The sequence below is a fragment of the Bradyrhizobium sp. BR 1433 genome, assembly GCF_051547665.1.
Taxonomy (GTDB): Bacteria; Pseudomonadota; Alphaproteobacteria; order Rhizobiales; family Xanthobacteraceae; genus Bradyrhizobium; species Bradyrhizobium australafricanum.
Genome location: NZ_JBPUGG010000001.1, coordinates 4,785,731 through 4,808,313, shown reverse-complemented (window position 1 = coordinate 4,808,313; position 22,583 = coordinate 4,785,731). Strand labels below are relative to the sequence as shown.

The following is a 22,583-nucleotide window of genomic DNA, read 5'->3' as shown; positions in this document are numbered from 1 at the left end:
ACCGCAGGGTTATCGAGGAAAAGACCATGACTGAAATTCGCGTTCCAACGCTCGGCGAATCCGTGACCGAGGCCACGATCGGCCGCTGGTTCAAGAAGGCCGGTGAAGCCGTCGCGGTGGACGAGCCGTTGGTGGAGCTGGAGACCGACAAGGTCACCATCGAGGTGCCCGCGCCGGTGGCCGGTACGCTCGGCGAGATCATCGCCAAGGACGGCGAGACGGTCGCCGTCGGCGCGCTGCTCGGACAGATCAATGACGGCGCCGCTCCGGCCGCCAGGCCGGCTGCTGCGGCTCCCGCCAAGGCCGCCGCACCGGCTGCCGCTGCTGCGCCGGCTGCTGCCGCTGCGCCGAAGGCGCCGCCGGCGGATGCGCCGCTGGCACCCTCGGTCCGCAAGCTGTCCGCTGAAAGCGGCATCGATGCGTCCACCGTTCCCGGCTCGGGCAAGGACGGCCGCGTGACCAAGGGCGACATGCTGGCCGCGATCGAGAAGGCCGCCTCGGCGCCGACCCCGGTCAACCAGCCGGCCGCCGCCGTGCAGGTTCGTGCGCCGTCGCCGGCGGACGACGCCGCGCGCGAGGAACGCGTGAAGATGACGCGGCTGCGCCAGACCATCGCGCGCCGCCTCAAGGACGTGCAGAACACCGCCGCGATGCTGACGACCTTCAACGAGGTCGACATGACCGAGGTGATGAAGCTGCGGGCCCTCTACAAGGACACGTTCGAGAAGAAGCACGGCTCGAAGCTCGGCTTCATGGGCTTCTTCACCAAGGCGGTCGTGCAGGGGCTAAAGGACATTCCGGCGGTCAACGCCGAAATCGACGGCTCTGACCTGATCTACAAGAACTACTATCACATTGGCGTTGCGGTCGGCACCGACCGCGGCCTCGTGGTGCCTGTGGTGCGCGACTGCGACGACAAGTCGATCGCCGAGATCGAGAAGTCGATCGCCGACTACGGCCGCCGCGCCCGCGACGGCCAGCTCAAGATCGACGAGATGCAGGGCGGCACCTTCACCATCACCAATGGCGGCATCTACGGTTCGCTGATGTCGACGCCGATCCTGAATGCGCCGCAGTCCGGCATCCTCGGCATGCACAAGATCCAGGAGCGGCCGATGGTGGTCGGCGGCAAGATCGAGGTGCGCCCGATGATGTATCTGGCACTCTCCTACGACCACCGCGTCATCGACGGCAAGGAAGCGGTTACCTTCCTGGTGCGCGTCAAGGAGAGCCTGGAGGATCCGGCCCGCCTGGTGCTGGACCTCTAAGGTCGTATCGCGCGCGGCGTCCGATCTGCTCGGGCGCCGCGATCTGTTGGTTGCTCACATTTGGGGATCAAAGTGACGGATAAGGTCGTTGTCATCACCGGCGGCAGCCGCGGCATCGGCCGCGCCACCGCGCTCGCTGCTGCCGCGCGCGGCTATCGCATCGTGGTCGGCTATGCATCCAACAAGACCGCGGCGGACGAGGTCGTCGCCGCGATCGAAGCCAGCAACGGCAAGGCGATCGCGGTGAAATGCGATGTCGGCAGCGAGCAGGACATCCTGGCGCTGTTCAAGGCGGCCGACGGCTTCGGCACGCTCGGCGCGCTCGTCAACAATGCCGGCATCGTCGGCAAGAGCGGCGTGCGTGTCGACGAGATGTCGGCCGAGCGTATCCAGCAGATGATGGCAGTGAATGTCACCGGCAGCATCCTGTGCGCGCGCGAGGCGGTGAAGCGCATGTCGACCAAGCACGGCGGCAAGGGCGGCGTCATCGTCAACCTGTCCTCGGTCGCGGCGAAGCTCGGCGCGCCCAACACCTATGTCGACTATGCCGCTTCCAAGGGCGCGATCGATTCCTTCACGATTGGCCTCGGCTACGAAGTCGCGAATGAGGGGATCCGCGTCGCCGGCATCCGGCCCGGACTGATCGACACCGACATCCACGCCGCGGGGGGCGAGCCCGATCGCGCGCACCGGCTTGCCCATATGGTGCCGATGAAGCGTGTCGGCACCGCCGATGAAATCGCCAACGCCATCGTCTGGCTGATCTCGGACGAGGCTTCCTATGTCACCAGCGCGATCCTCGACGTGTCGGGCGGTCGCTAGCACACGATCAAGAGCGGGCGGCGGTCTGCCGTCACGATCGCGCCCCGCGTAATTGTCACAGAGCTTAGCTACAGGACCTTCCATCATGGCTTCTTACGATCTCGTCGTCATTGGCACCGGCCCGGGCGGATATGTCTGCGCGATCCGCGCGGCGCAACTCGGCATGAAGGTCGCCGTCGTCGAGAAGGACGCGACGCTGGGCGGCACTTGCCTCAACGTCGGCTGCATGCCGTCGAAAGCGCTGCTGCACGCCTCCGAGATGTTCGAGGAAGCCGGGCACTCCTTTGCCAAGTTGGGCGTCAGCGTCCCGGCGCCGAAGCTAGATCTGCCCGCGATGATGAACTTCAAGCAGCAGGGCATCGACGGCAACGTCAAGGGCGTCGAGTTCTTGATGAAGAAGAACAAGATCGACGTGCTCAAGGGCACCGGCAAGATCCTGGGCGCCGGCAAGGTCGAGGTCTCCGGCGACGGCAAGTCCGAGACCGTCGAGACCAGGAACATCGTGATCGCCACCGGCTCCGATATCGCCCGCCTGAAGGGCATCGACATCGACGAGAAGCGCATCGTGTCCTCGACCGGCGCGCTGTCGCTGGAGAAGGTGCCGGAGAAATTGTTGATCATCGGCGCGGGGGTGATCGGGCTCGAGCTTGGCTCGGTCTGGCGGCGTCTCGGTGCGGACGTCATGGTCGTGGAATTCCTCGACCGCATCCTGCCCGGCATGGACGGCGAGGTGGCAAAGCAATTTCAGCGCATGCTCGAAAAGCAGGGCTTCGTCTTCAAGCTCGGCGCCAAGGTCACCGCGGTCGATAGCTCCGGCAAGACGCTGCAGGCCAAGGTCGAGCCGGCCGCGGGCGGCGCTGCGGAAACCATCGAAGCCGACGTCGTGCTCGTCTGCATCGGCCGGGTGCCCTACACCGAGGGGCTCGGGCTGAAGGAAGCCGGCGTTGCGCTCGACAATCGCGGCCGCGTCGAGATCGACGCGCACTTCTCGACCAACGTGAAGGGCATCTACGCGATCGGCGACGTCGTGGCCGGGCCGATGCTCGCGCACAAAGCGGAAGACGAAGGCGTTGCCTGTGCGGAGATCATCGCGGGCCAGGCCGGCCACGTGAACTACGACGTCATTCCAGGTGTTGTGTATACCACGCCGGAAGTATCGTCGGTCGGCAAGACCGAGGAAGAACTCAAGCAGGCCGGCGTCGCGTACACCGTCGGCAAATTCCCGTTCACGGCGAACGGCCGATCCAAGGTCAATCAGACCACCGACGGCTTCGTGAAAATTCTCGCAGATGCGAAGACGGATCGGGTGCTTGGCGTCCACATTGTCGGGCGCGAAGCCGGCGAAATGATCCACGAAGCCTGCGTTCTGATGGAATTCGGCGGATCTGCCGAGGATCTGGCACGCACCTGCCACGCGCACCCGACCCGTTCGGAGGCGATCAAGGAAGCCGCGCTTGCGGTGGGCAAGCGCGCCATCCATATGTGATGATCGAAAGTCCGGCGTAAGCCGGGTCGAGATCATAGCGATGCTGCGCCGCCTGCTTCAGCCGTTCTTGGTCCTGCTTGCGATCATCTTCCTGGTCGAGGCTTGGCTATGGGACCATCTCGAGCCGATCGTGGCGCGGGCGGTGGCGTGGATTCCGCTCCGCGCGCTCAAGCAGTGGCTTGCCGACCGGGTCGATTCGCTGTCGCCGGCGATGACGCTGATTGTCTTCGTCGTGCCGGTCATCCCGCTGTTTCCGCTCAAGCTGATCGGGCTCTGGCTGCTGGCGAACCAATATTGGTTCAGTGCGGTCTCGCTGATCCTGTTCGCCAAGTTCGTCGGCGTCGGCGTGACGGCCTTCCTGTTCGACGTGACGCGGCCGAAACTGCTGGAGATGCCCTGGTTCGAGGCACTCTATAATTTCGTGATGGCGCTGCGGGCCAAGGCCACCGCGCTGGTCGAGCCGATCAAGCGGCGCATTCGCGAGATGATCAGTGGCGACGGCGAGGGCTGGGCGGCGCGCACGCTGCGCGTGATCGCGCGCTTCCGCAAAAGCGTGCATCAGACCAGCAAGCCTCTCTAAGCAGGACTCTTCGGTCCGTCATCCTGAGGAGCCGCGCTCTGCGTGTCGTCTCGAAGGATCCCTATTCTCGTCATTGCGAGCGAAGCGAAGCAATCCATAAGTCGGCAGAACGGAAGGATGGATTGCTTCGTCGCTATCGCTCCTCGCAATGACGGCCATGAAAGCCTCACAGCCTCTCAGGATGACGGTCGCAAAGCGGCGCCTTCCTCCTCAATGCAGATGCAGCAAGTGCGGCTGGAACAGGCCGAGCGCCGTCATCACGATGCCGGCGAGCGTCACCAGGCCGGAGACCCAGGCCAACGCGATGATGCCCGTGATGATGGTCGCCGATGCCAGCACGATGGCGATCTGGAAGGCGGCGGAGGCAAGCTCGAAATGATGATATTTCGCGGTGGCCTCGTCGCGCTCATGCTCGGCGTGCTTGGCGCGTTCGGAGAGCTGCTCTGAACCCTCGCCGGTTTCCGGCTCCGAGCGATAGCGCGCCGCGGTTTTCTGCCAATCGTCGATCTGCTTCTGCAGCGCGGCCCTGGCCGCCTCGTCGGTGGTGGTCGCGAGGTTCAGCTTGCCCTGTTCGGCCGCGGTCTGCACCGCGGTCCGGCGGATGCTCTTGGCCTGGAAGAAGGCCCACAGGTTGGAGGCCTCGACATTCTTGCTGATCGATTCGGTCTGGGCGCCCTTGCCGAGCGTTTCCGACAGCGCCAGGCACAGGGCGATCACGGCGATCAGGAGCGCGATCTTCTTGTTCTCGCCCGAGGCATGCTCGGCATGCTCCGCGTGCTCCATACTTTCATGTGCGCTCATGATTCCCCTCCGGATGAGACCGCGCCACGATTGCCGAATGCGGCGCACAAGGCAAGGGCCGAAGGGTTTTGGGTAACCGTCTGAAGATGAACGGCGCATGACGGCGGGCCAAAGCCCGCGCTTTATTTTTCAGAACCGAACGTTCAACCTCGGGGATGCGCGGAGCGATAGACTTCGAGCAGGCGCTCGCTGTCGATGCCGGTGTAGATCTGCGTGGTCGACAGCGAAGCGTGGCCGAGCAATTCCTGGATCGCGCGCAGATCGCCGCCGCGGCTGAGCAAATGCGTGGCGAAGGAATGCCGCAGCGCATGCGGCGTTGCGCTGTCGGGCAGGCCGAGCGCGCCGCGCAGCCGTTCCATGGTGAGCTGGATGATTCGTGGGCTGAGCGGGCCGCCGCGCGCACCAACGAACAGTGGCCCCGCGGGGCTGAGTTGATGCGGGCAGATCGCCGCATAGTCCGCGATCAATTGCAGCACGTTCTGCAGCACCGGCACCATGCGGGTCTTGTTGCCCTTGCCGGTCACCACGAGCACGTCGCCTTCGCCGGGTTTCGGCACATCGCGGCGCTTCAACCCCAGCGCCTCGGAGATGCGCAGGCCCGAACCATAGAGCAGCGCCATGACGGCGGCGTCGCGCACCAGGATCCAGGTCTCGCGGGTTTCGTCCGCGCGCTCGTCGGCGTCGGCAAAGCGTTTCGCCGCTTCCATGTGAATCGGCTTCGGCAGGCTCTTCGCCACCTTGGGCGCGCGGATCGCCGAGAGCGCGCCGACCTTGCCCTTGCCCTCGCGTTCCAGGAATTGTCCGAACGAGCGCAGGCCCGCCAGCGCCCGCATCAGCGACCGCCCGCCGATCTCCTCGGTCCGGCGCATCGCCATGAAGGCGCGCGCATCGCTCGCCTCGAGCGCGGAAAATGCCTTAAGCGTCACCCGCGCGCCCCAGTGCCCGGCCAGGAAGGCGAGGCATTGGCGCACGTCCCGGGCATAGGCCTCAAGCGTCTTCGGCGACAGCCGCCGCTCCGCACGCAGATGCGACAGCCAGCGCGTCATCTCCTGCGTGACCGATGCGTCGGCGCAGTCGAGCTCGAGCGGCTGGATAGGCTGATCGGTCCGGGCCATGTCCGTGTCTTAAGTCCGTGTCTTAAGGGCTATTGGCGCTGCTCATCTCCTGATTATATCGCACTGCCTTCGTTTACCGTTCGCTAAGGCGCGAAGCGGTGGTAGAGCGTTTTCGAGCGAAGTGGACGCCGGTTCGCGTGAAGAAAACGCGTCAAAACAAGAAGCTGGAGATTTGGTTCTGATTCAATCAGAAACCAAATCTCTAGCCCGCTCGGGTTCAAGGTTTCTGATTCAATGGACCATACCACGCGCCCCGGCCCAGCCTCTGCATCGACGATACGTGTCGTCGACGTGCTGGTGCCTGTCGCGCTGAACCAGACCTATTCCTACCGCGTTCCGCGCGGCATGGAGCTTGCGCCGGGCGACGTGATCGGCGTGCCGCTCGGGCCGCGCGAGGTCGTCGCGGTGGTGTGGGCGGAAAACGCCAATCCGGATCCGCGGCTGCACAACCGGCTCAAGGACGTCAGCGAGAAGCTCGATGTTCCGCCGCTGAAGCCGGAGTTGCGCCAGCTGGTCGACTGGGTCTCCAATTACACCCTGTCGGCACGCGGCATGGTGCTGCGGATGACGCTGCGGATGGGCGAAAATCTCGGGCCGGAGCGGATGCGGCTCGGCGTGCGGCTGGTCGGCGAGCCGCCGCGGCGCCTGACGCCGGCGCGCCGGCGGGTGATCGAGGTGCTGTCGGACCGCTTGCTGCACGGCAAGTCGGAGGCGGCCCGGGAGGCCGGCGTCAGTTCCGGCGTGATCGACGGCCTGGTCGACGAAGGCACCCTGACGGTTGAGGCGATGCCGCCGCCGGCACCGCCGCCCGTTCCGGATCCCTCCTACGCGCAGCCGGATTTTTCGCGCGAGCAGCGCAGCGCCGTCGACGTGATGCGGACGCTGGCCGCGAGCGGCAGCTTTCACGTCGCGTTGCTCGACGGCGTCACCGGTTCCGGCAAGACCGAAGTCTATTTCGAGGCGATCGCCGAGAATATCCGCCGCGGCAAGCAGACGCTGATCCTGATGCCGGAGATCGCGCTGACCGGCCAGTTCCTTGACCGTTTCGCGCAGCGCTTCGGCGTGCGGCCGCTGGAGTGGCATTCGGAGCTGACGCCGCGCACGCGCGCGCGCAACTGGGCCGCGATCTCCGAGGGCAAGGCGCCGGTCGTGGTCGGCGCCCGCTCCGCGCTGTTCCTGCCCTATGCCGATCTCGGTCTCATCATCGTCGATGAGGAGCACGACCAGGCCTACAAACAGGACGACGGCGCGCATTATCACGCGCGCGACATGGCGGTGGTCCGCGCCCATATCGCAAAGATTCCGATCGTGCTGGCGTCGGCGACGCCGTCGGTCGAGAGCGAGGTCAATGCGCGCAAGGGGCGCTACCAGCGCGTGGCGCTGCCGTCGCGGTTCGGCGGCCAGCACATGCCGCATATCGAGGCGATCGACATGCGCCGCGCGCCGCCGCCGCGCGGCCGCTTCATTTCGCCTGTACTGGCCGAGCAGATCCGCCATGCCATCGAGCGCCGCGAGCAGGCGCTGCTGTTCCTCAACCGCCGCGGTTATGCACCGCTGACGCTGTGCCGGGCCTGCGGCCACCGCTTCGCCTGCACGATCTGCGATGCATGGCTGGTCGATCACCGGTTCCGGCAGCGGCTGGTCTGTCATCATTGCGGCTTCTCGATGCCGCGGCCGAATATCTGCCCGCATTGCGCGGCCGAGGAATCGCTGGTCGCGGTCGGGCCCGGCGTCGAGCGCCTGCAGGAGGAGGCCGCCCACATCTTCCCCGAGGCACGGACGATGGTGCTGTCGAGCGATCTCATCACCTCGATCGAGACCATGCGCAGCGAGCTCAACGAGATCGCCGAGGGCCGCGTCGACATCATCATCGGCACCCAGCTGGTGGCGAAGGGCCACAACTTCCCGCGGCTCAATCTGGTCGGCGTCATCGACGCCGATCTCGGCCTGAGCAATGGCGATCCGCGCGCCGCCGAGCGGACGTTCCAGCTGCTGAACCAGGTGGTCGGCCGCGCCGGCCGCGAGCAGGGCCGCGGCGTCGGCGTTCTGCAGACCCATCAGCCGGAGCATCCGGTGATCAAGGCCCTGATCGCCAATGACCGCGAGGCGTTCTATGCCAGCGAGATCGAGATTCGCGAGCGCACCGGCTACCCGCCGTTCGGCCGGCTGGCGAGCCTGATCGTCTCCGCCGGCGACCGTCCGACAGCGGAAGGGTTTGCCCGCAAGCTCGCCGCGGTGGCGCCGCTCGACGAGCGGATTCAGGTGCTCGGCCCCGCCGAGGCGCCGCTCGCCGTCATCAAGGGCCGCTATCGCTTCCGCCTGCTGGTGAAGTCGCTCCGCAATGTCGACCTGTCGCAATATCTGCGCGAATGGCTCGATGCAGGTCCCAAGACCAAGGGCAATCTGAAGCTCGAGGTCGACGTCGATCCGCAGAGCTTTCTGTAAGCAGCTTCAATCTTGACCGTCATTTGCGAGGAGCGAAAGCGACGAAGCAATCCATCGCTCCGCGCATGCGGGTCCATGGATTGCTTCGCGGAGCCTGTCATCCGGCGGCGCTTCGCGCCGACCGGGTGGCTCGCAATGACGCAGGCTGGCGGCCGCAGCCCGCAAAAGAAAAAGCCTGCCGTCATTTGCGACGGCAGGCCATTTTTTGGCGCGAAGCAGGCCTCGCGGCCGTTACGCAACGCAACGCTTACTGAAGGCGCTTACGAGACGACCTCAGCGGTGACGCGGCCGACGCCGGCACCGGTCAGGCCGATGGCGCGTGCTGCGCCGGTGGAGAGGTCGAGCACGCGGCCGCGGATGAACGGGCCACGATCGTTGATGGTGACGACGACGCTGCGGCCGCCATGGGTGACGCGGAGCCTGGTGCCGAACGGCAGCGAGCGGTGGGCCGCGGTCATGGCGTTCTGGTTGAAGCGCTGGCCGGAAGCGGTGCGGCTGCCCGAACTCATTGCCGTAGAAGGAGGCCATCCCCGAGAACGAGTGGCCGCCGGACGGCTGGATCGATGCATTGGCGTCGCGCCAGGACGAGCCTTCGGCGCGGGCGTGGTGATGATGGTGGTGGCGATGATGGTGGTGCCGGGACTTCGCGGACGCCTCGGTCACGCTGCCCCCGACCAGAATAGTTGCGGCTACAAAAGCAAGCGCCGTACGCGAGCGGGTTACGTTGCCCGCCGCCTTCTTGATATTCAGCATTGATAAGACCCTCAGACAGTATTGCCGCTAACGCGGCAAGTGGAACCCCCGTCCCTTCGTTGACCAAGGCCGTTTGGTTTCCCAATGAGGCACGAATTGGGCAGTAAATCCGGATTATCTCGTGCTGAAATATCTTGTTACCGCCTTGGGGTAGTCAATCGAGGTTCCGTAATCTTGCTGTTTAACCAATTTTTAACGACCAATATACTTGCCAATACTGATTATCGAGGCGACGGTAAGTTTTCGGTAAGTAATCGCCAAATGAAACCGCAGCCCGTCCGGAGTTCCCTGCGCGCTCGGCCATAGGCCTATGCAAATTTCGATGGAACAAAATCGTTGCGGCGCGAATCGGGTTCGGCGCGCCGCATTTCCGCGCGCCAAACTTTCCGGTTCGGCCACCGGCTGCGGTCGGCAAAAAGCGCATGCGACAAGGCGGCACTCACGATGCCGTCATGTTGCACCTGCGCGATTGCTATGTTAGCAAAGCCGCGATTTTAACGGTCCCGGCACGTCCTGTGCCGGTCGAAAATCGAAGTCCCGCTTGAATTCCAAGGGCTTGGATCGCTAGGCGCTGCTTTGGTGGCGACGGTTTTTCCCTTGCGAATTTGACAGCAAAAAAGAGCGAGCTCGTGGCAGCTGAAGATCCGTCCGTTTCGGGAGTGTCCGGTCGTTACGCAACGGCCCTGTTCGAGTTGGCGCGCGACGAGCAATCCGTCGACCAAGTCCGGGCCGACCTCGACAAGTTCGAGGCCATGCTCAACGAGAGCGCCGATCTCAAGCGCCTCGTCCGCAGCCCGGTGTTTGCCGCGGACGCCCAGCTGAAGGCGCTGACCGCGGTGCTCGACAAGGCCGGCATCGCCGGTACGTCGGCCAAATTCCTCAAGGTGCTCACCGCCAATCGCCGGCTGTTCGCCGTTGCCGATGTGATCCGCGCCTATCGCGCGCTGGTGGCGAAGTTCAAGGGCGAGGCGACTGCGGAAGTCACCGTCGCCGAGCAGCTCAGTGACAAGAATCTCGACGCGCTGAAGGCCGCACTGAAATCAGTGACGGGCAAGGACGTCGCGCTCAACGTGAAGGTCGATCCCTCCATTATTGGTGGCCTGGTGGTCAAGCTCGGCAGCCGCATGGTGGATAGTTCGCTTCGCACCAAACTCAATTCGATCAAGAACGCGATGAAAGAGGCAGGCTGATGGACATCCGCGCCGCAGAAATTTCTGCGATCCTCAAGGACCAGATCAAGAATTTCGGCCAGGAAGCCGAGGTCACCGAAGTTGGCCAGGTGCTGTCGGTCGGTGACGGTATCGCCCGCGTCTACGGTCTCGACAACGTTCAGGCCGGTGAAATGGTCGAATTCGAGAACGGCACGCGCGGCATGGCGCTCAACCTCGAAACCGACAACGTCGGTATCGTGATTTTCGGCGCCGACCGCGAGATCAAGGAAGGCCAGACCGTCAAGCGCACCCGCGCGATCGTGGACGCGCCGGTCGGCAAGGGTCTGCTCGGCCGCGTCGTCGACGCGCTCGGCAACCCGATCGACGGCAAGGGCCCGATCCAGGCCACCGAACGCAAGCGCGTCGACGTCAAGGCGCCCGGCATCATTCCGCGCAAGTCGGTGAACGAGCCGATGGCCACCGGCCTCAAGGCGATCGATGCGCTGATCCCGATCGGCCGCGGCCAGCGCGAGCTGATCATCGGCGACCGCCAGACCGGCAAGACCGCGATCGCGCTCGACACCATTCTGAACCAGAAGCCGCTCAACGCCCAGCCGGACGAGAACCTCAAGCTGTATTGCGTCTGATGTCGCGATCGGCCAGAAGCGCTCCACCGTCGCGCAGTTCGTCAAGGTGCTCGAAGAGCAGGGCGCGCTGGAATACTCGATCATCGTTGCGGCGACCGCGTCCGATCCGGCGCCGATGCAGTACATCGCGCCGTTCACCGCCTGCACCATGGGCGAGTACTTCCGCGACAACGGCATGCACGCCGTGATCATCTATGACGACTTGTCCAAGCAGGCCGTCGCTTATCGCCAGATGTCGCTGCTGCTGCGCCGCCCGCCGGGCCGCGAGGCCTATCCGGGCGACGTGTTCTACCTGCATTCCCGCCTGCTCGAGCGCGCCGCCAAGCTCAACAAGGAGCATGGTTTGGGCTCGCTGACGGCGCTGCCGGTCATCGAAACCCAGGCCAACGACGTGTCGGCCTACATTCCGACCAACGTGATTTCGATCACCGACGGCCAGATCTTCCTGGAAACCGATCTGTTCTTCCAGGGTATTCGTCCCGCCGTGAACGTCGGTCTGTCGGTGTCGCGCGTCGGTTCGTCGGCGCAGACCAAGGCGACCAAGAAGGTCGCCGGCAAGATCAAGGGCGAGCTCGCGCAGTACCGCGAAATGGCGGCGTTCGCGCAGTTCGGTTCGGACCTCGACGCCTCGACCCAGCGCCTGCTCAACCGCGGCTCGCGCCTGACCGAGCTGCTGAAGCAGCCGCAATTCTCGCCGCTGAAGATGGAAGAGCAGGTCTGCGTAATCTGGGCCGGCACCAACGGCTATCTCGATCCGCTGCCGCTCAACAAGGTCAAGGCGTTCGAGGACGGCCTGCTGTCGCTGCTGCGCGGCAAGAACGCCGACATCCTCGATGCGATCCGCACCAGCCGCGATTTGTCCGACGACACCGCCGCCAAGCTGAAGACGGTGGTCGAAGGTTTCGCCAAGACGTTTGCATAACGAATGGGGCGTCGCCCGGCTCGCCGCCGGGCGTGACGAACGGAGGCTTGCGATCTGACCATTGTGGTCGGATCGCCGGGGTGAACGAAGAATGGCGTCACTAAAAGACATGCGGGTCCGCATCGCCTCGACCAAGGCGACGCAGAAGATCACCAAGGCCATGCAGATGGTCGCAGCCTCGAAGCTGCGTCGCGCGCAGAACGCCGCCGAAGCGGCGCGGCCCTATGCCACCAAGATGGATGCGGTGATTTCCAACATCGCCGCGGCAGCCAACGGCACGCCCGGCGCGCCGGCGCTGCTCGCCGGCACCGGCAACGATCAGGTGCACCTGCTTCTGGTCTGCACCGGCGAGCGCGGCCTGTCCGGCGCGTTCAACTCCGCCATCGTGCGCCTGGCGCGCGAACGGGCGAACGCGCTGCTCGCGCAGGGCAAGGAAGTGAAGTTCTTCTGCGTTGGCCGCAAGGGTTACGAGCAGCTGCGGCGGACCTTCGAGAAGCGCATCGTCGAGCATCTCGACCTGCGTTCGGTGCGCCAGATCGGCTTCGTCAATGCCGAGGATATCGCCCAGAAGGTGCTGGCGCGGTTCGAGGCCGGCGAGTTCGATGTCTGCACGCTGTTCTACTCGCGCTTCCAGTCGGTGATCGCGCAGATCCCGACCGCGCAGCAGATCATCCCGCTCGAGGTGGCTGCGCCCGCGGCCAATGCGGCGCCCTCCACGTCCTACGAATACGAGCCTGAGGAAGACCAGATCCTCGGCAGCCTGTTGCCGCGCAACCTCGCGGTGCAGATCTTCCGCGCGCTGCTGGAGAACAACGCCTCGTTCTATGGCGCGCAGATGAGCGCGATGGACAGCGCGACCCGCAATGCCGGCGAGATGATTCGCAAGCAAACCCTGATTTACAACAGAACCCGTCAGGCCCAGATCACGAAGGAGCTGATCGAGATCATCTCCGGCGCTGAGGCGGTCTAAGGCAGATTTTCGAAGGAGAACAGTCCATGGCTACAGCAGCCAATCCGATCGGTCGCGTTACCCAGGTCACGGGCGCCGTGGTCGACGTGCAGTTCGAAGGCCACCTTCCGGCGATTCTGAATGCGCTCGAGACCAAGAACGGCGGCAACCGTCTGGTGCTCGAAGTCGCGCAGCATCTCGGTGAATCGACCGTCCGCACCATCGCGATGGATATCACCGAAGGTCTGGTGCGCGGCCAGGAAGTGACCGACACCGGCGAACCGATCCGGGTGCCGGTCGGCGAGGGCACGCTCGGCCGCATCATCAACGTCATCGGCGAGCCGATCGACGAAGCCGGCCCGATCAAGTCTGACGGCGTGCGCGCCATCCATCAGGAAGCGCCGACCTACACCGACCAGTCGACCGAGGCCGAAATCCTCGTCACCGGCATCAAGGTCGTCGACCTTCTTGCTCCGTACGCCAAGGGCGGCAAGATCGGCCTGTTCGGCGGCGCCGGCGTCGGCAAGACCGTGCTGATTCAGGAACTGATCAACAACGTCGCGAAGGCGCACGGCGGTTACTCGGTGTTCGCCGGCGTCGGCGAGCGCACCCGCGAAGGCAACGATCTCTATCACGAGTTCATCGAATCGAAGGTCAACGCCGATCCGCACAACCCGGATCCGAGCGTGAAGTCGAAGTGCGCGCTGGTGTTCGGCCAGATGAACGAGCCGCCGGGCGCCCGCGCCCGCGTCGGTCTGACCGGTCTCACCGTTGCCGAGCACTTCCGCGACCAGGGCCAGGACGTGCTGTTCTTCGTCGACAACATCTTCCGTTTCACCCAGGCGGGTTCGGAAGTGTCGGCGCTGCTCGGCCGTATTCCTTCGGCGGTGGGTTATCAGCCGACGCTCGCCACCGACATGGGCGCGCTGCAGGAGCGCATCACCACCACCCAGAAGGGCTCGATCACCTCGGTGCAGGCGATCTACGTGCCGGCCGACGACTTGACCGACCCGGCGCCCGCCACCTCGTTCGCGCACTTGGACGCCACCACGGTGCTGTCGCGCGCGATCTCGGAAAAGGGCATTTATCCGGCGGTGGATCCGCTCGACTCGACCTCGCGCATGCTGTCGGCGCTCGTCGTCGGTGACGAGCACTACAACACCGCGCGCATGGTCCAGCAGATCCTGCAACGCTACAAGTCGCTGCAGGACATCATCGCCATTCTCGGCATGGACGAATTGTCGGAAGAGGACAAGCTGACGGTCGCCCGCGCCCGCAAGGTCGAGCGCTTCCTGTCGCAGCCGTTCCACGTCGCCGAAGTCTTCACCGGCTCGCCGGGCAAGTTCGTCGACCTCGCCGACACCATCAAGGGCTTCCGCGATCTCTGTCAGGGCAAGTACGACCATCTGCCGGAAGCGGCGTTCTACATGGTCGGCACCATCGAAGAAGCCGTCGAGAAGGGCAAGAAGCTGGCGGCCGAAGCCGCTTAAGCTTTGGGATGTCGTCATCGCCGGACTTGATCCGGCGATCCATCGCACGAGCAGTATTTTGATTGATGGACCCGCGGGTCGAGCCCGCGGGTGACAGCGCAAAGAACGGAAACACCATGGCCACCTTCCACTTCGATCTCGTCTCTCCCGAAAAGCTCGCCTTCTCCGGCGAGGTCGATCAGGTTGACGTCCCCGGCGTGGAGGGTGATTTCGGTGTGCTCGCCGGACACGCTCCGGTCATCGCCACGGTTCGTCCGGGCATCCTGACGATCACGACCGCCGGCAAGCGCGAGAAGGTGATCGTGCTCGGCGGCCTCGCCGAGGTCTCGGACAAGGGCCTCACCGTGCTCGCCGACGTCGCGACCGCGCTTGCGGACATCGATCGCGCGAAGTTCGCCGAGACGATCAACGAGATGCAGGAGAAGCTCGCCGAGAAGGAGGGCTCCGAGCTCGACCACGCGATCGAGCGGCTCGACCACTTCAAGAGCATCCAGCAAGAGCTCAACACGACGGCTATGCACTAAGGCGCGGTTGCCGACCGGCGATCGCGCCGCCATGTCGAGTGAGCCGGCCCCTTAGTGGAATAGCTCACACTTTTTCGATCATCGCCTGAGAAGGCTTGAATAATTCAACGCTCGCCACGCCGTGGTGAGCGTTCAATGCTTATTGCGCGCGGGATCGTCTGGCGGCATTCTCCTCGGCATATCTGGGTTCGGGGGCCGCTACTCATGAAGCGTAAGGTCGCAGCAATCCTCGCGGCCGATATTGCAAGTCAGGGCCGATTGGTTGCCGACGATGAGGAAGCGACGCTGCGGCGGCTCGCCTCTTCTCGACAAGTCGCTTCTTCGCGGTCAGCCCGACCGAACGACCTGCAAATATGTGAAGCAGCTTACAGCAGGGATCGCGCACAAATGACAAGCTGCAGCGCGATGACGATACGGCCCGACCGCATCGCGATTTCATTCCTGACATAACGGACAAGCTGCCGTGCTGACCTTCACCACCGATGCTCTCCGCCCCCAGGACCGTTTCGAGCACTGGTGCGAGGTGCGCGGCAAGAGCCTGTTCGGGGTCACGATCGAACTCGAGCGCGACAAGAGGGCCGATTTCCGCGGGCGCTTCTCCGCGACGCCGGTGGGCAGTGCCGTGCTCGCGCAAATGTCGGCTTCCTCCTACCGCGTCAGCCGGACCGCATCCGACATCGCGCGCGTTCCGAGCAACAGCCTGCATCTCGCCTGGCAGGTGCGCGGCCCCGGCCACATGAATATCGGTCGCGATCGTGTCCAGTTCGTGCGCAACGGCGACCTGGTGTTCGGCCATTCCAATCTTCCGTTTGCCTCGACACCCGAACGGACCGACGGCTTTGACTTCTTCAGCCTCAAGATCCCGGTCACCGACGAGCTCGTGCTCGGCGCGCGGATCGAGGATGCGCCGCCGGTCGCGCTGGCGCGTGATGCGAGCCTGACCCGGCTTGTCGGCGCCATGTTCCGCTCAATGACGCGAGATCTCGCGCAAGCCGGGCAGTTCGCCGACGACGTTGCGAATATGGTGCGCCTGGCGCTGCTCGCGCGCGGACGCGTGCGGCCACGCCAGGACGAGATCCGTGCCGCGCTGCATGCGGGCTACCTTCATGCCGCCCGCGAAATTCTGTACCGCGACCTGCATCGCGCCTCGCTCACGCCGGCCGCGGTTGCCGCCGAGCTCGGCATTTCACTGCGGCAATTGCATGCGCTGTTCGAGCCGACCGGCCTGTCATTTGCGCGGACGCTGACGGCGGCAAGGTTGAAGGCGGCGAGGCGTGCGCTCTACGCCATACGGGAACGCAGCATCGACGAGATCGCATTCTCGTGCGGCTTCGACAGCATCGCGACCTTCTATCGCGTCTTCCGTTCGACCTACGGCATGACACCGGGCGACGCGCGGCGCATACCGCCGCAGGATCAGCCGGCGAATTCCGCGAACCGGGTCGCGACCGCGCGATAGACGTCGCGGCGGAACGGCACCACGAGATCGGCAACGCGATCGAGGCGCTCCCAGCGCCATTGATCGAATTCAGCGGGCTGGCCGTTGCGCGGCGTCAATGGATCGATCTCCTCGTCGCGTCCGGTGAAGCGCAGCGCAAACCATTTTTGCCGCTGGCCGCGGAACTTGGCGAGCCGGTGCGATGCCGGCCCGTCATAGGCGGGGAATTCGTAGGTCATCCAGTCGGTCTCGCCGAGATAGTCGGCGTTGACCGCCCCGGTCTCTTCCCACAATTCGCGCATCACGGCCTGGCGCGGATCCTCGCCGGCGTCGATGCCGCCCTGCGGCATCTGCCATTCGAGGCCGGGCAGCACGATCTCCGGACCGTCGTCCTTGATCCGGTGGCCGATCAGCACACGTCCGTCGGCGTTGAACAGCGCGATGCCCACATTGGGGCGATAGGGCTTATCTGATGACATTCGGTGGGTACGTCGCGCGTTGACCTGGTCGGCTACTTGGCCGCCAGACCGGAAAATTCCTTCACGACGCGCTCATAGACCGGACGCTTGAACGGCACAATCAGCCCCGGCAGATTCTTCATCGGCTCCCAGCGCCAGGTGATGAACTCGGCCTTGTGGCCGCCGCCCGGATTGGCGACGTTGATCTCGTTCTCATCGCCGGTGAAGCGCAGCGCGAACCACTTTTGCCGCTGTCCGCGATAGCGGCCCTTCCAGGCGCGGCCGGCGACGGTGCGCGGGATATCATAGATCAGCCAGTCCGAGACCTCGCCGAGCTTCTCCACGGACTTGATGCTGGTCTCCTCATAGAGCTCGCGCCGCGCCGCCTGAAACGTATCCTCGCCGGGATCGACGCCGCCTTGCGGCATCTGCCAGACATGCGCGTCGTCGACATGCTCGATGCCGCCCGCGCGGCGTCCGATGAAGACCAGCCCCGCAGTATTCAGCAGCATGATGCCGACGCAGGTTCGATAGGGCAGGTCTTCATAACGTGCCATGCTGCCGCTACCTCGCACATTTTCTGGAGCCGCCCGACCCGGCCCCCCCGGCAAGGTCTCGAGCTGCTCCAACGGATTGAATCTTTAGCCCGATTTTGATTTCAGCATCGCCGTTGTCAATGGCACAAGCATAATGCCCTTGGAGTCCAGTGTCTTGAGCCAGGCGCCGAGCCGCTCGATCGAGACCGGCAACGCCGAGGCGACGCCCACCGCCGTGCCGCGTTCCTTGGCGATGGTTTCCAGCTTGACCAGCGCGCGGTCGATTTCCGCCGACGTCGGCACCGCGTCGATGGCGAAATCGGCCTTGGCGAACGGCAATGACTGGCCCGCTGAGAGGGTCTGCGCGACGCTACGTGGGGTGGAACCGTCGTCGAAATAGCTCAGGCCGCGCTTGGCCGCTTCGCGGACGATGGGCTGCATCACGGGATCGGCCGCAACGAACCGGCCTCCCATGAAATTGGCTATCCCGGCATAGCCTTGCAGGCGGCTGAGGTGCCAATAGAAGCGGTCGAGGTTCTGCTCGCTGCTCAGCGTGGTCAGCAGGGTTTGCGGCCCGGGATCGTTGTCAGGATAGTCGAATGGCTCCATCGGGATCTGCAGCAGGATCTCGTGACGCTGGGTCCGGGCACGTTCCGCAAGCTTGCCCGGATCGGAGCCATAGGGCGTGAAGGCCAGCGTCACCGCCGGCGGCAGCTTCATGATGGCGTCGGTGGTCTTGGCGGCGCCGACGCCGAGGCCGGCGACCACAATGGCGACCACGGGCATCCGGGCGGCCTTGGCGCGGTCAGCCTCGGCCGCGTAGACCGTGAACGGCTTCAGGCCGTCGGCGACCACCGGGATCATGCCGTAGCGTGACTTTTCCAGCAGGCGCGGATCGATGCCGGTCATCGCCAGTGGCGGCGTATCGCCATCGGCCTTGTCGGCCGGATCGCCGGCGCCGATCACCACGTCCTGGCGCTTGCCGCTGGAGCCGTCGATGATGGTGACGGTTCTCGCGTCACTGGCTGCGGCCGGGGTCTTGGCGGCGGATTTGGCCGCCGGTTCGGCCGCCGCCTGGGCGGCTGGAGCGTGCTTGTCGTCAGCGGCGGCGGGCGGAGGATTGCGGAGCGTGACACGGGCGATCGGCTCGCCCCCGAGCGGGTTGTCGTTGAACAGCGCGATGCCGACAAAGCCGACCAGCACGAGCCCGAGCAGCACGGCGAGCGCCTGCATCGCCGTGAATGGCAGGCGAAACCGGCGCGTCCTGCCCACGGTCGTCTGCCCAAGCGGCGTGCTCAGTTCGTCGGCCGCTTCTGCCATGACCCTCCCCGAATCAACAGCGCGAACGATAGCACGATGCGGTGCAATCCCGCGCGCCGGCCTGCCCGGCAAAGCACGGTTACAGGTGGACACCGAAAGCAGAAAGGGCGGCCCGCGGGCCGCCCTGTTCGCCGAAATCGATCGGATTAAATCAGTTCGCGGCCTTGTTGCCCGGCTTGTCGACCGCGGCCTTGTCGCGCGCGGCCTCCGGCGCCGCTGGCGCACTGGAGGTCGACTTGATGCCGTGCAGCAGGTTGTTGGCCATCTTCAGCGCCTTGTCGTCCTTGGCGTCCGGCGGGACGTAGGACTGCGAGCCGGTCTTCTCGTCGCCGTCGTTCTTGAGATGGCCGCGCAGCGAAGCTTCGCCCTTGGTGTCGGTGCGCGCCTTCAGCTCTTCCGGCACGTCCTGCAGCACCTCGATGTCGGGCACGATGCCCTTGGCCTGGATCGACTTGCCCGACGGCGTGTAGTAGCGCGCGGTGGTCAGGCGCAGCGCGCCATTGCCCGAGCCGAGCGGGATGATGGTCTGCACCGAGCCCTTGCCGAACGAACGGGTGCCGACCAGCGTCGCCCGCTTGTGGTCCTGCAGCGCGCCGGCGACGATTTCGGAGGCCGATGCCGAGCCGCCGTTGATCAGCACGATCACCGGCTTGCCCTTGGTCAGGTCGCCCGGATGGGCGGCGCGGCGCTGGGTTTCCTCGGCGTTGCGGCCGCGGGTCGAGACGATCTCGCCACGCTCCAGGAAGGAGTCGGACACCGTGACCGCTTCTTCGAGCAGGCCGCCGGGGTTGTTGCGGAGATCGATGACGTAGCCCTTCAGCTTGTCGCCGATCTGGCCCTGCAGATTGGTGATCTCCTTCTTCAGGCCTTCGGTGGTCTGCTCGTTGAAGGTGGTGATGCGGATATAGGCGATGTCATCGGCCTCGACGCGCGCACGCACCGAGCGGACGCGGATGTTGTCGCGCACCAGCGTGACGTCGATCGGATTGTCCTGGCCCTTGCGGATGATCTTGAGCTTGATCTTGGTGTTGACCGGACCGCGCATCTTCTCGACGGCCTGGTTCAAGGTCAGGCCCTGCACCGCCTCGTCGTCGAGGGTCGTGATGATGTCGTTGGCCATGATGCCGGCCTTCGAGGCCGGGGTGTCGTCGATCGGCGAGACGACCTTGATCAGGCCGTCTTCCATCGTGACCTCGATGCCGAGGCCGCCGAACTCGCCGCGGGTCTGCACCTGCATGTCGCGGAAGCTCTTGGCGTCCATGTAGCTCGAGTGCGGGTCGAGGCCGGACAGCATGCCGGAGATCGCGGACTCGACCAGCTTGCTGTCATCGGGCTTCTCGACATAGTCGCTGCGCACCCGCTCGAACACGTCGCCGAACAGATTGAGCTGGCGATAGGTGTCCGACGTCGCGGCGCGCGCGCTCGATCCCATCAGCACAGCGCGGGGCTGCGTGACGAAAAGCGTCAGGGCCGCGCCGGTGGCGGCGCTAAGGAGAATTACCGAAGTCTTGCGCATCATCCGCGAACCTTTTCGCCTTCATTTGCGGCCCACCATGGACCTGGATCGATTGGAGTGCCGTCTTTCCGGAACTCGACATAGAGCACTGGCTGGCTCGCATTTGTCGCGAGAATGGATGCAACTTGGGACGTCGACCCCATGGTCGCAACCGGCTCCCCCGTAAGTACAAACTGGCCGATGTTTACCGAAATACGCTCCATCCCGGCGATCAGGACATGATACCCGCCCCCGGCATTGAGGATCAAGAGTTGTCCATAGCTGCGGAAAGGACCAGCGTAAACAACCCAGCCGTCACACGGGGTTGTGACCTGCGCGCCCGGCTTGGCTGCCAAAGAAATGCCTTTTTGTACGCCCCCCGCGCCGTCGGAACCGCCAAATTCGCGAATCTTGGTGCCATTCACGGGATAGGAGAACAGGCCCTTGGCCGAGGCGAAAGCGACCGCCGGGCTCATGCGGGCCGGGTCCTTGAGCGCCCCCAGATTCGGCTTGCCGTTAACCGTCGCCGGCGCTCCCTGGAGGCTGGCGGTGGCGGCGGCCTTGGCCGCGCTCTTAATATCCTGCTCCATCTTGGCGATCAGGGTCTGCAGATTGTCGGCCTGCTTCGATAGTGCGATGGCGCGGGCGCCTTCGGCCTCCATGTCCTTTTCGGCCGCGCTCTGCTGCCGCTGCCGTTCGTCGACCAGCGCCGCCAGCCGGGTCTGGTCTTCCTTCAGCTTGTCGCGGTCGGCCGCCAGCGCATCGCGTTCGGTCGAGATGGTCTTGCGCAGCGCCACCAGCTCGCTGAGATCGGCCGCAAGCTTCTCGGCGCGGACGCGCAACTCCGGCACCACGGCGCCGAGCAGCATTGCGGTGCGCAGCGATTGCAGCGCGTCCTCGGGCCGCACCAGCAGCGCCGGCGGCGTGCGTCGCCCGGCGCGCTGCAGCGCGGCCAGCACCTCGATCACCTCGGAGCGGCGTGAATCGAGCGAGGCGCGGATCTCGCGCTCACGGCCGTCGAGCGGCTGCAGGCGTGCCTCGGCGTCCGCGATCCGCGTCTCGACGCCGCGCACCTGGCCGGCAATGTCGATCAGCTGCTGATTGAGCTTGCTGCGGTCCTGGCCGATCGCGGCGATGTCGGCCTTCAGCTTCTCCTGCAGCTCGGTCGCCTTGCGCTGCTGTTCGCGCGCGGCCTCGAGTTCCTGCTCGCGCTGCTTGATCGCATCGGGCGATGGCTCCGCGGTTGCGGCCTGCTGCGCCGGCGGCGTGGATTGCTGCGCTGATGGTGTCGCTTGCGCGTGCGCCGCGGCCAATGGATATACGGCGAACATCGCGATCGACAGCGGCAGCAGCCAGCGGCGGCGCGCGACGGTGCCGAGATGCGAAGCCGAATACGAAGCTGTGTCCCGCTTGTGCTGCATTCGCGTGAGTTCAGTGGTTTCGACTGTCCGTCACCACGCCTTACGCGCGATGATAGGGGTGGCCTGCCAAAATGGTTGCGGCGCGATAAATCTGTTCCAAAAGCATGACGCGGACCATTTGATGCGGCCAGGTCGCGGAGCCGAATGCAATTCGCAACAAAGCCTTGCGCTGCAATTCAGGCGAAAGTCCGTCTGCGCCGCCGATCACGAAGACAGTATGTGCTGTTCCCTCGTCGCGCCAGCGGCCGAGCTGCCGGGCAAAGGTCGCACTGTCGATGCTCTTGCCGCGTTCGTCGAGGGCGACCAGCGCGTGCTTCTCAGGCAGCAATGCGGAGATCGCCGCAGCCTCCTCGGCAATGCGCGCGGCGGTGTCGCGCGCGCGGCTTTCCGCGATTTCGTGGATCTCGAGGCCGCGAAACCCGAGCTTGCGGCCGATATCCTCAAAGCGCTCGCGATAACGCTCGGCGAGCTCCCGTTCAGGGCCCTGTTTCAGACGGCCGATGCAGATCACGACAAGGCGCATCAACGCAGACTAGCTGCGCTGCAGCCGATTCGCATCGGCTTCGAACCCCCTTAGACCGCCGCGACCGCCGGGTTCTGAGTCCACAACCGCTCGAGGTTGTAGAACTCGCGCACCTCAGGCCTGAACACGTGCACGATCACCTCGCCGGAATCGATCAGCACCCAGTCGCAATTGGGCAAGCCCTCGACATGGATGTTCTTGACCCCGTTCTCCTTGAGGCTCTTCGTCACATTTTCCGCGATCGCGCCAACGTGCCGGTTAACCCGGCCGGTGGTGACGATCATGTAGTCGGAATATGCGGATTTGCCCCGAAGGTCGATGGTGACCGTCTCTTCCGCCTTCATGTCCTCGAGGCGGGAGAGGATCAGGCTCAGCGTCTTGTTGGCATCCGGTTTGTCGGCGTCCGGTTGCGCCTGCAAGGCCGCGGTTTTGGTCGATG

General features: G+C 64.9%; 19 protein-coding genes and 2 pseudogenes. 11 read left to right on the top strand and 10 right to left on the bottom strand.

Annotation, left to right across the window (positions count from 1 at the left end; all coding sequences use genetic code 11):
- Positions 1-26: 26 nt before the first annotated feature.
- The 4 genes from odhB to ACSKB9_RS23180 all read left to right on the top strand — a co-directional run bounded on the left by odhB (position 27) and on the right by ACSKB9_RS23180 (position 4,156).
- Positions 27-1,268: a 2-oxoglutarate dehydrogenase complex dihydrolipoyllysine-residue succinyltransferase gene (odhB, locus tag ACSKB9_RS23195; RefSeq protein WP_438076008.1), complete on the top strand. Its 1,242-nt coding sequence runs from the start codon at positions 27-29 to the stop codon at positions 1,266-1,268.
- A 72-nt stretch (positions 1,269-1,340) separates the two neighbouring features.
- A complete protein-coding gene (locus tag ACSKB9_RS23190) occupies positions 1,341-2,090 on the top strand; it encodes an SDR family oxidoreductase (protein ID WP_057020974.1) in 750 nt (249 codons plus the stop codon).
- A gap of 85 nt (positions 2,091-2,175) precedes the next feature.
- A complete protein-coding gene (gene lpdA / locus ACSKB9_RS23185) occupies positions 2,176-3,576 on the top strand; it encodes a dihydrolipoyl dehydrogenase (RefSeq protein WP_438076006.1) in 1,401 nt (466 codons plus the stop codon).
- 40 nt (positions 3,577-3,616) lie between these two features.
- Positions 3,617-4,156: a hypothetical protein gene (locus ACSKB9_RS23180; RefSeq protein ID WP_438076004.1), complete on the top strand. Its 540-nt coding sequence runs from the start codon at positions 3,617-3,619 to the stop codon at positions 4,154-4,156.
- A 210-nt stretch (positions 4,157-4,366) separates the two neighbouring features.
- Here ACSKB9_RS23180 and ACSKB9_RS23175 read toward each other — a convergent pair whose 3' ends face one another.
- Both ACSKB9_RS23175 and ACSKB9_RS23170 read right to left on the bottom strand, forming a co-directional pair.
- Positions 4,367-4,957 (bottom strand): DUF4337 domain-containing protein, encoded by a 591-nt coding sequence (locus ACSKB9_RS23175; RefSeq protein ID WP_028336314.1) that lies wholly within the window; start codon positions 4,955-4,957, stop codon positions 4,367-4,369.
- A gap of 143 nt (positions 4,958-5,100) precedes the next feature.
- Entirely contained in the window at positions 5,101-6,072 is a 972-nt protein-coding gene (locus tag ACSKB9_RS23170) for a tyrosine recombinase XerC (RefSeq protein ID WP_438076002.1), read from the bottom strand.
- A 234-nt stretch (positions 6,073-6,306) separates the two neighbouring features.
- Here ACSKB9_RS23170 and ACSKB9_RS23165 point away from each other — a divergent pair, with 234 nt between their 5' ends.
- Positions 6,307-8,517: a primosomal protein N' gene (locus tag ACSKB9_RS23165; protein WP_438076000.1), complete on the top strand. Its 2,211-nt coding sequence runs from the start codon at positions 6,307-6,309 to the stop codon at positions 8,515-8,517.
- 260 nt (positions 8,518-8,777) lie between these two features.
- Here ACSKB9_RS23165 and ACSKB9_RS23160 read toward each other — a convergent pair.
- Positions 8,778-9,270: pseudogene (locus ACSKB9_RS23160) on the bottom strand (septal ring lytic transglycosylase RlpA family protein).
- A gap of 629 nt (positions 9,271-9,899) precedes the next feature.
- Here ACSKB9_RS23160 and ACSKB9_RS23155 point away from each other — a divergent pair.
- The 6 genes and pseudogenes from ACSKB9_RS23155 to ACSKB9_RS23130 all read left to right on the top strand — a co-directional run bounded on the left by ACSKB9_RS23155 (position 9,900) and on the right by ACSKB9_RS23130 (position 16,412).
- On the top strand, positions 9,900-10,460 hold the full coding sequence (locus tag ACSKB9_RS23155) for a F0F1 ATP synthase subunit delta (RefSeq protein ID WP_028336317.1): 561 nt from the start codon (positions 9,900-9,902) through the stop codon (positions 10,458-10,460).
- Positions 10,460-11,990 (top strand): annotated as a pseudogene (atpA, locus tag ACSKB9_RS23150) (F0F1 ATP synthase subunit alpha). The gene ACSKB9_RS23155 and the pseudogene atpA overlap by 1 nt, the downstream one beginning before the upstream one ends.
- 91 nt (positions 11,991-12,081) lie before the next feature.
- Positions 12,082-12,960, top strand: a complete 879-nt coding sequence (locus ACSKB9_RS23145) for a F0F1 ATP synthase subunit gamma (protein WP_092087080.1) — start codon at positions 12,082-12,084, stop codon at positions 12,958-12,960.
- Positions 12,961-12,986: 26 nt separating this feature from the next.
- Positions 12,987-14,429 (top strand): F0F1 ATP synthase subunit beta, encoded by a 1,443-nt coding sequence (atpD, locus tag ACSKB9_RS23140; protein WP_438075997.1) that lies wholly within the window; start codon positions 12,987-12,989, stop codon positions 14,427-14,429.
- A gap of 116 nt (positions 14,430-14,545) precedes the next feature.
- Positions 14,546-14,953: a F0F1 ATP synthase subunit epsilon gene (locus ACSKB9_RS23135; protein WP_028336321.1), complete on the top strand. Its 408-nt coding sequence runs from the start codon at positions 14,546-14,548 to the stop codon at positions 14,951-14,953.
- Between the two features lie 463 nt (positions 14,954-15,416).
- The gene (locus tag ACSKB9_RS23130; protein WP_438075994.1) at positions 15,417-16,412 is read left to right on the top strand and encodes a helix-turn-helix domain-containing protein; all 996 of its coding nucleotides are present in this window, start codon (positions 15,417-15,419) and stop codon (positions 16,410-16,412) included.
- Here ACSKB9_RS23130 and ACSKB9_RS23125 read toward each other — a convergent pair.
- The 7 genes from ACSKB9_RS23125 to rsfS form a co-directional block, all read right to left on the bottom strand.
- A complete protein-coding gene (locus ACSKB9_RS23125; RefSeq protein ID WP_438075992.1) occupies positions 16,370-16,870 on the bottom strand; it encodes an RNA pyrophosphohydrolase in 501 nt (166 codons plus the stop codon). The two genes, ACSKB9_RS23130 and ACSKB9_RS23125, sit on opposite strands and share 43 nt — an antisense overlap.
- Positions 16,871-16,902: 32 nt before the next feature.
- The gene (locus ACSKB9_RS23120; RefSeq protein ID WP_092087088.1) at positions 16,903-17,406 is read right to left on the bottom strand and encodes an RNA pyrophosphohydrolase; all 504 of its coding nucleotides are present in this window, start codon (positions 17,404-17,406) and stop codon (positions 16,903-16,905) included.
- An 84-nt stretch (positions 17,407-17,490) separates the two neighbouring features.
- Complete coding sequence (locus ACSKB9_RS23115) at positions 17,491-18,705, bottom strand: divergent polysaccharide deacetylase family protein (protein WP_438075990.1); 1,215 nt, start codon at positions 18,703-18,705, stop codon at positions 17,491-17,493.
- 151 nt (positions 18,706-18,856) lie between these two features.
- Positions 18,857-20,224 (bottom strand): S41 family peptidase, encoded by a 1,368-nt coding sequence (locus tag ACSKB9_RS23110; protein WP_438075988.1) that lies wholly within the window; start codon positions 20,222-20,224, stop codon positions 18,857-18,859.
- The gene (locus ACSKB9_RS23105) at positions 20,221-21,621 is read right to left on the bottom strand and encodes a murein hydrolase activator EnvC family protein (protein WP_438075986.1); all 1,401 of its coding nucleotides are present in this window, start codon (positions 21,619-21,621) and stop codon (positions 20,221-20,223) included. Before ACSKB9_RS23105 ends, ACSKB9_RS23110 begins: the two co-directional genes overlap by 4 nt.
- A gap of 40 nt (positions 21,622-21,661) precedes the next feature.
- Entirely contained in the window at positions 21,662-22,144 is a 483-nt protein-coding gene (gene rlmH / locus ACSKB9_RS23100) for a 23S rRNA (pseudouridine(1915)-N(3))-methyltransferase RlmH (RefSeq protein ID WP_057020910.1), read from the bottom strand.
- A gap of 50 nt (positions 22,145-22,194) precedes the next feature.
- Positions 22,195-22,563: a ribosome silencing factor gene (rsfS, locus tag ACSKB9_RS23095; protein ID WP_016847840.1), complete on the bottom strand. Its 369-nt coding sequence runs from the start codon at positions 22,561-22,563 to the stop codon at positions 22,195-22,197.
- Positions 22,564-22,583 lie beyond the last annotated feature (20 nt).

Bases quoted from the DNA above. Each gene is read 5' to 3' on its own strand.
- odhB (WP_438076008.1), top strand. From the start codon at position 27: ATGACTGAAATTCGCGTTCCAACGCTCGGCGAATCCGTGACCGAGGCC.
- lpdA (WP_438076006.1), top strand. From the start codon at position 2,176: ATGGCTTCTTACGATCTCGTCGTCATTGGCACCGGCCCGGGCGGATAT.
- ACSKB9_RS23180 (WP_438076004.1), top strand. From the start codon at position 3,617: ATGCTGCGCCGCCTGCTTCAGCCGTTCTTGGTCCTGCTTGCGATCATC.
- ACSKB9_RS23175 (WP_028336314.1), bottom strand. From the start codon at position 4,957: ATGAGCGCACATGAAAGTATGGAGCACGCGGAGCATGCCGAGCATGCC.
- ACSKB9_RS23170 (WP_438076002.1), bottom strand. From the start codon at position 6,072: ATGGCCCGGACCGATCAGCCTATCCAGCCGCTCGAGCTCGACTGCGCC.
- ACSKB9_RS23165 (WP_438076000.1), top strand. From the start codon at position 6,307: ATGGACCATACCACGCGCCCCGGCCCAGCCTCTGCATCGACGATACGT.
- ACSKB9_RS23145 (WP_092087080.1), top strand. From the start codon at position 12,082: ATGGCGTCACTAAAAGACATGCGGGTCCGCATCGCCTCGACCAAGGCG.
- atpD (WP_438075997.1), top strand. From the start codon at position 12,987: ATGGCTACAGCAGCCAATCCGATCGGTCGCGTTACCCAGGTCACGGGC.
- ACSKB9_RS23135 (WP_028336321.1), top strand. From the start codon at position 14,546: ATGGCCACCTTCCACTTCGATCTCGTCTCTCCCGAAAAGCTCGCCTTC.
- ACSKB9_RS23125 (WP_438075992.1), bottom strand. From the start codon at position 16,870: ATGTCATCAGATAAGCCCTATCGCCCCAATGTGGGCATCGCGCTGTTC.
- ACSKB9_RS23120 (WP_092087088.1), bottom strand. From the start codon at position 17,406: ATGGCACGTTATGAAGACCTGCCCTATCGAACCTGCGTCGGCATCATG.
- ACSKB9_RS23115 (WP_438075990.1), bottom strand. From the start codon at position 18,705: ATGGCAGAAGCGGCCGACGAACTGAGCACGCCGCTTGGGCAGACGACC.
- ACSKB9_RS23110 (WP_438075988.1), bottom strand. From the start codon at position 20,224: ATGATGCGCAAGACTTCGGTAATTCTCCTTAGCGCCGCCACCGGCGCG.
- ACSKB9_RS23105 (WP_438075986.1), bottom strand. From the start codon at position 21,621: ATGCAGCACAAGCGGGACACAGCTTCGTATTCGGCTTCGCATCTCGGC.
- rlmH (WP_057020910.1), bottom strand. From the start codon at position 22,144: ATGCGCCTTGTCGTGATCTGCATCGGCCGTCTGAAACAGGGCCCTGAA.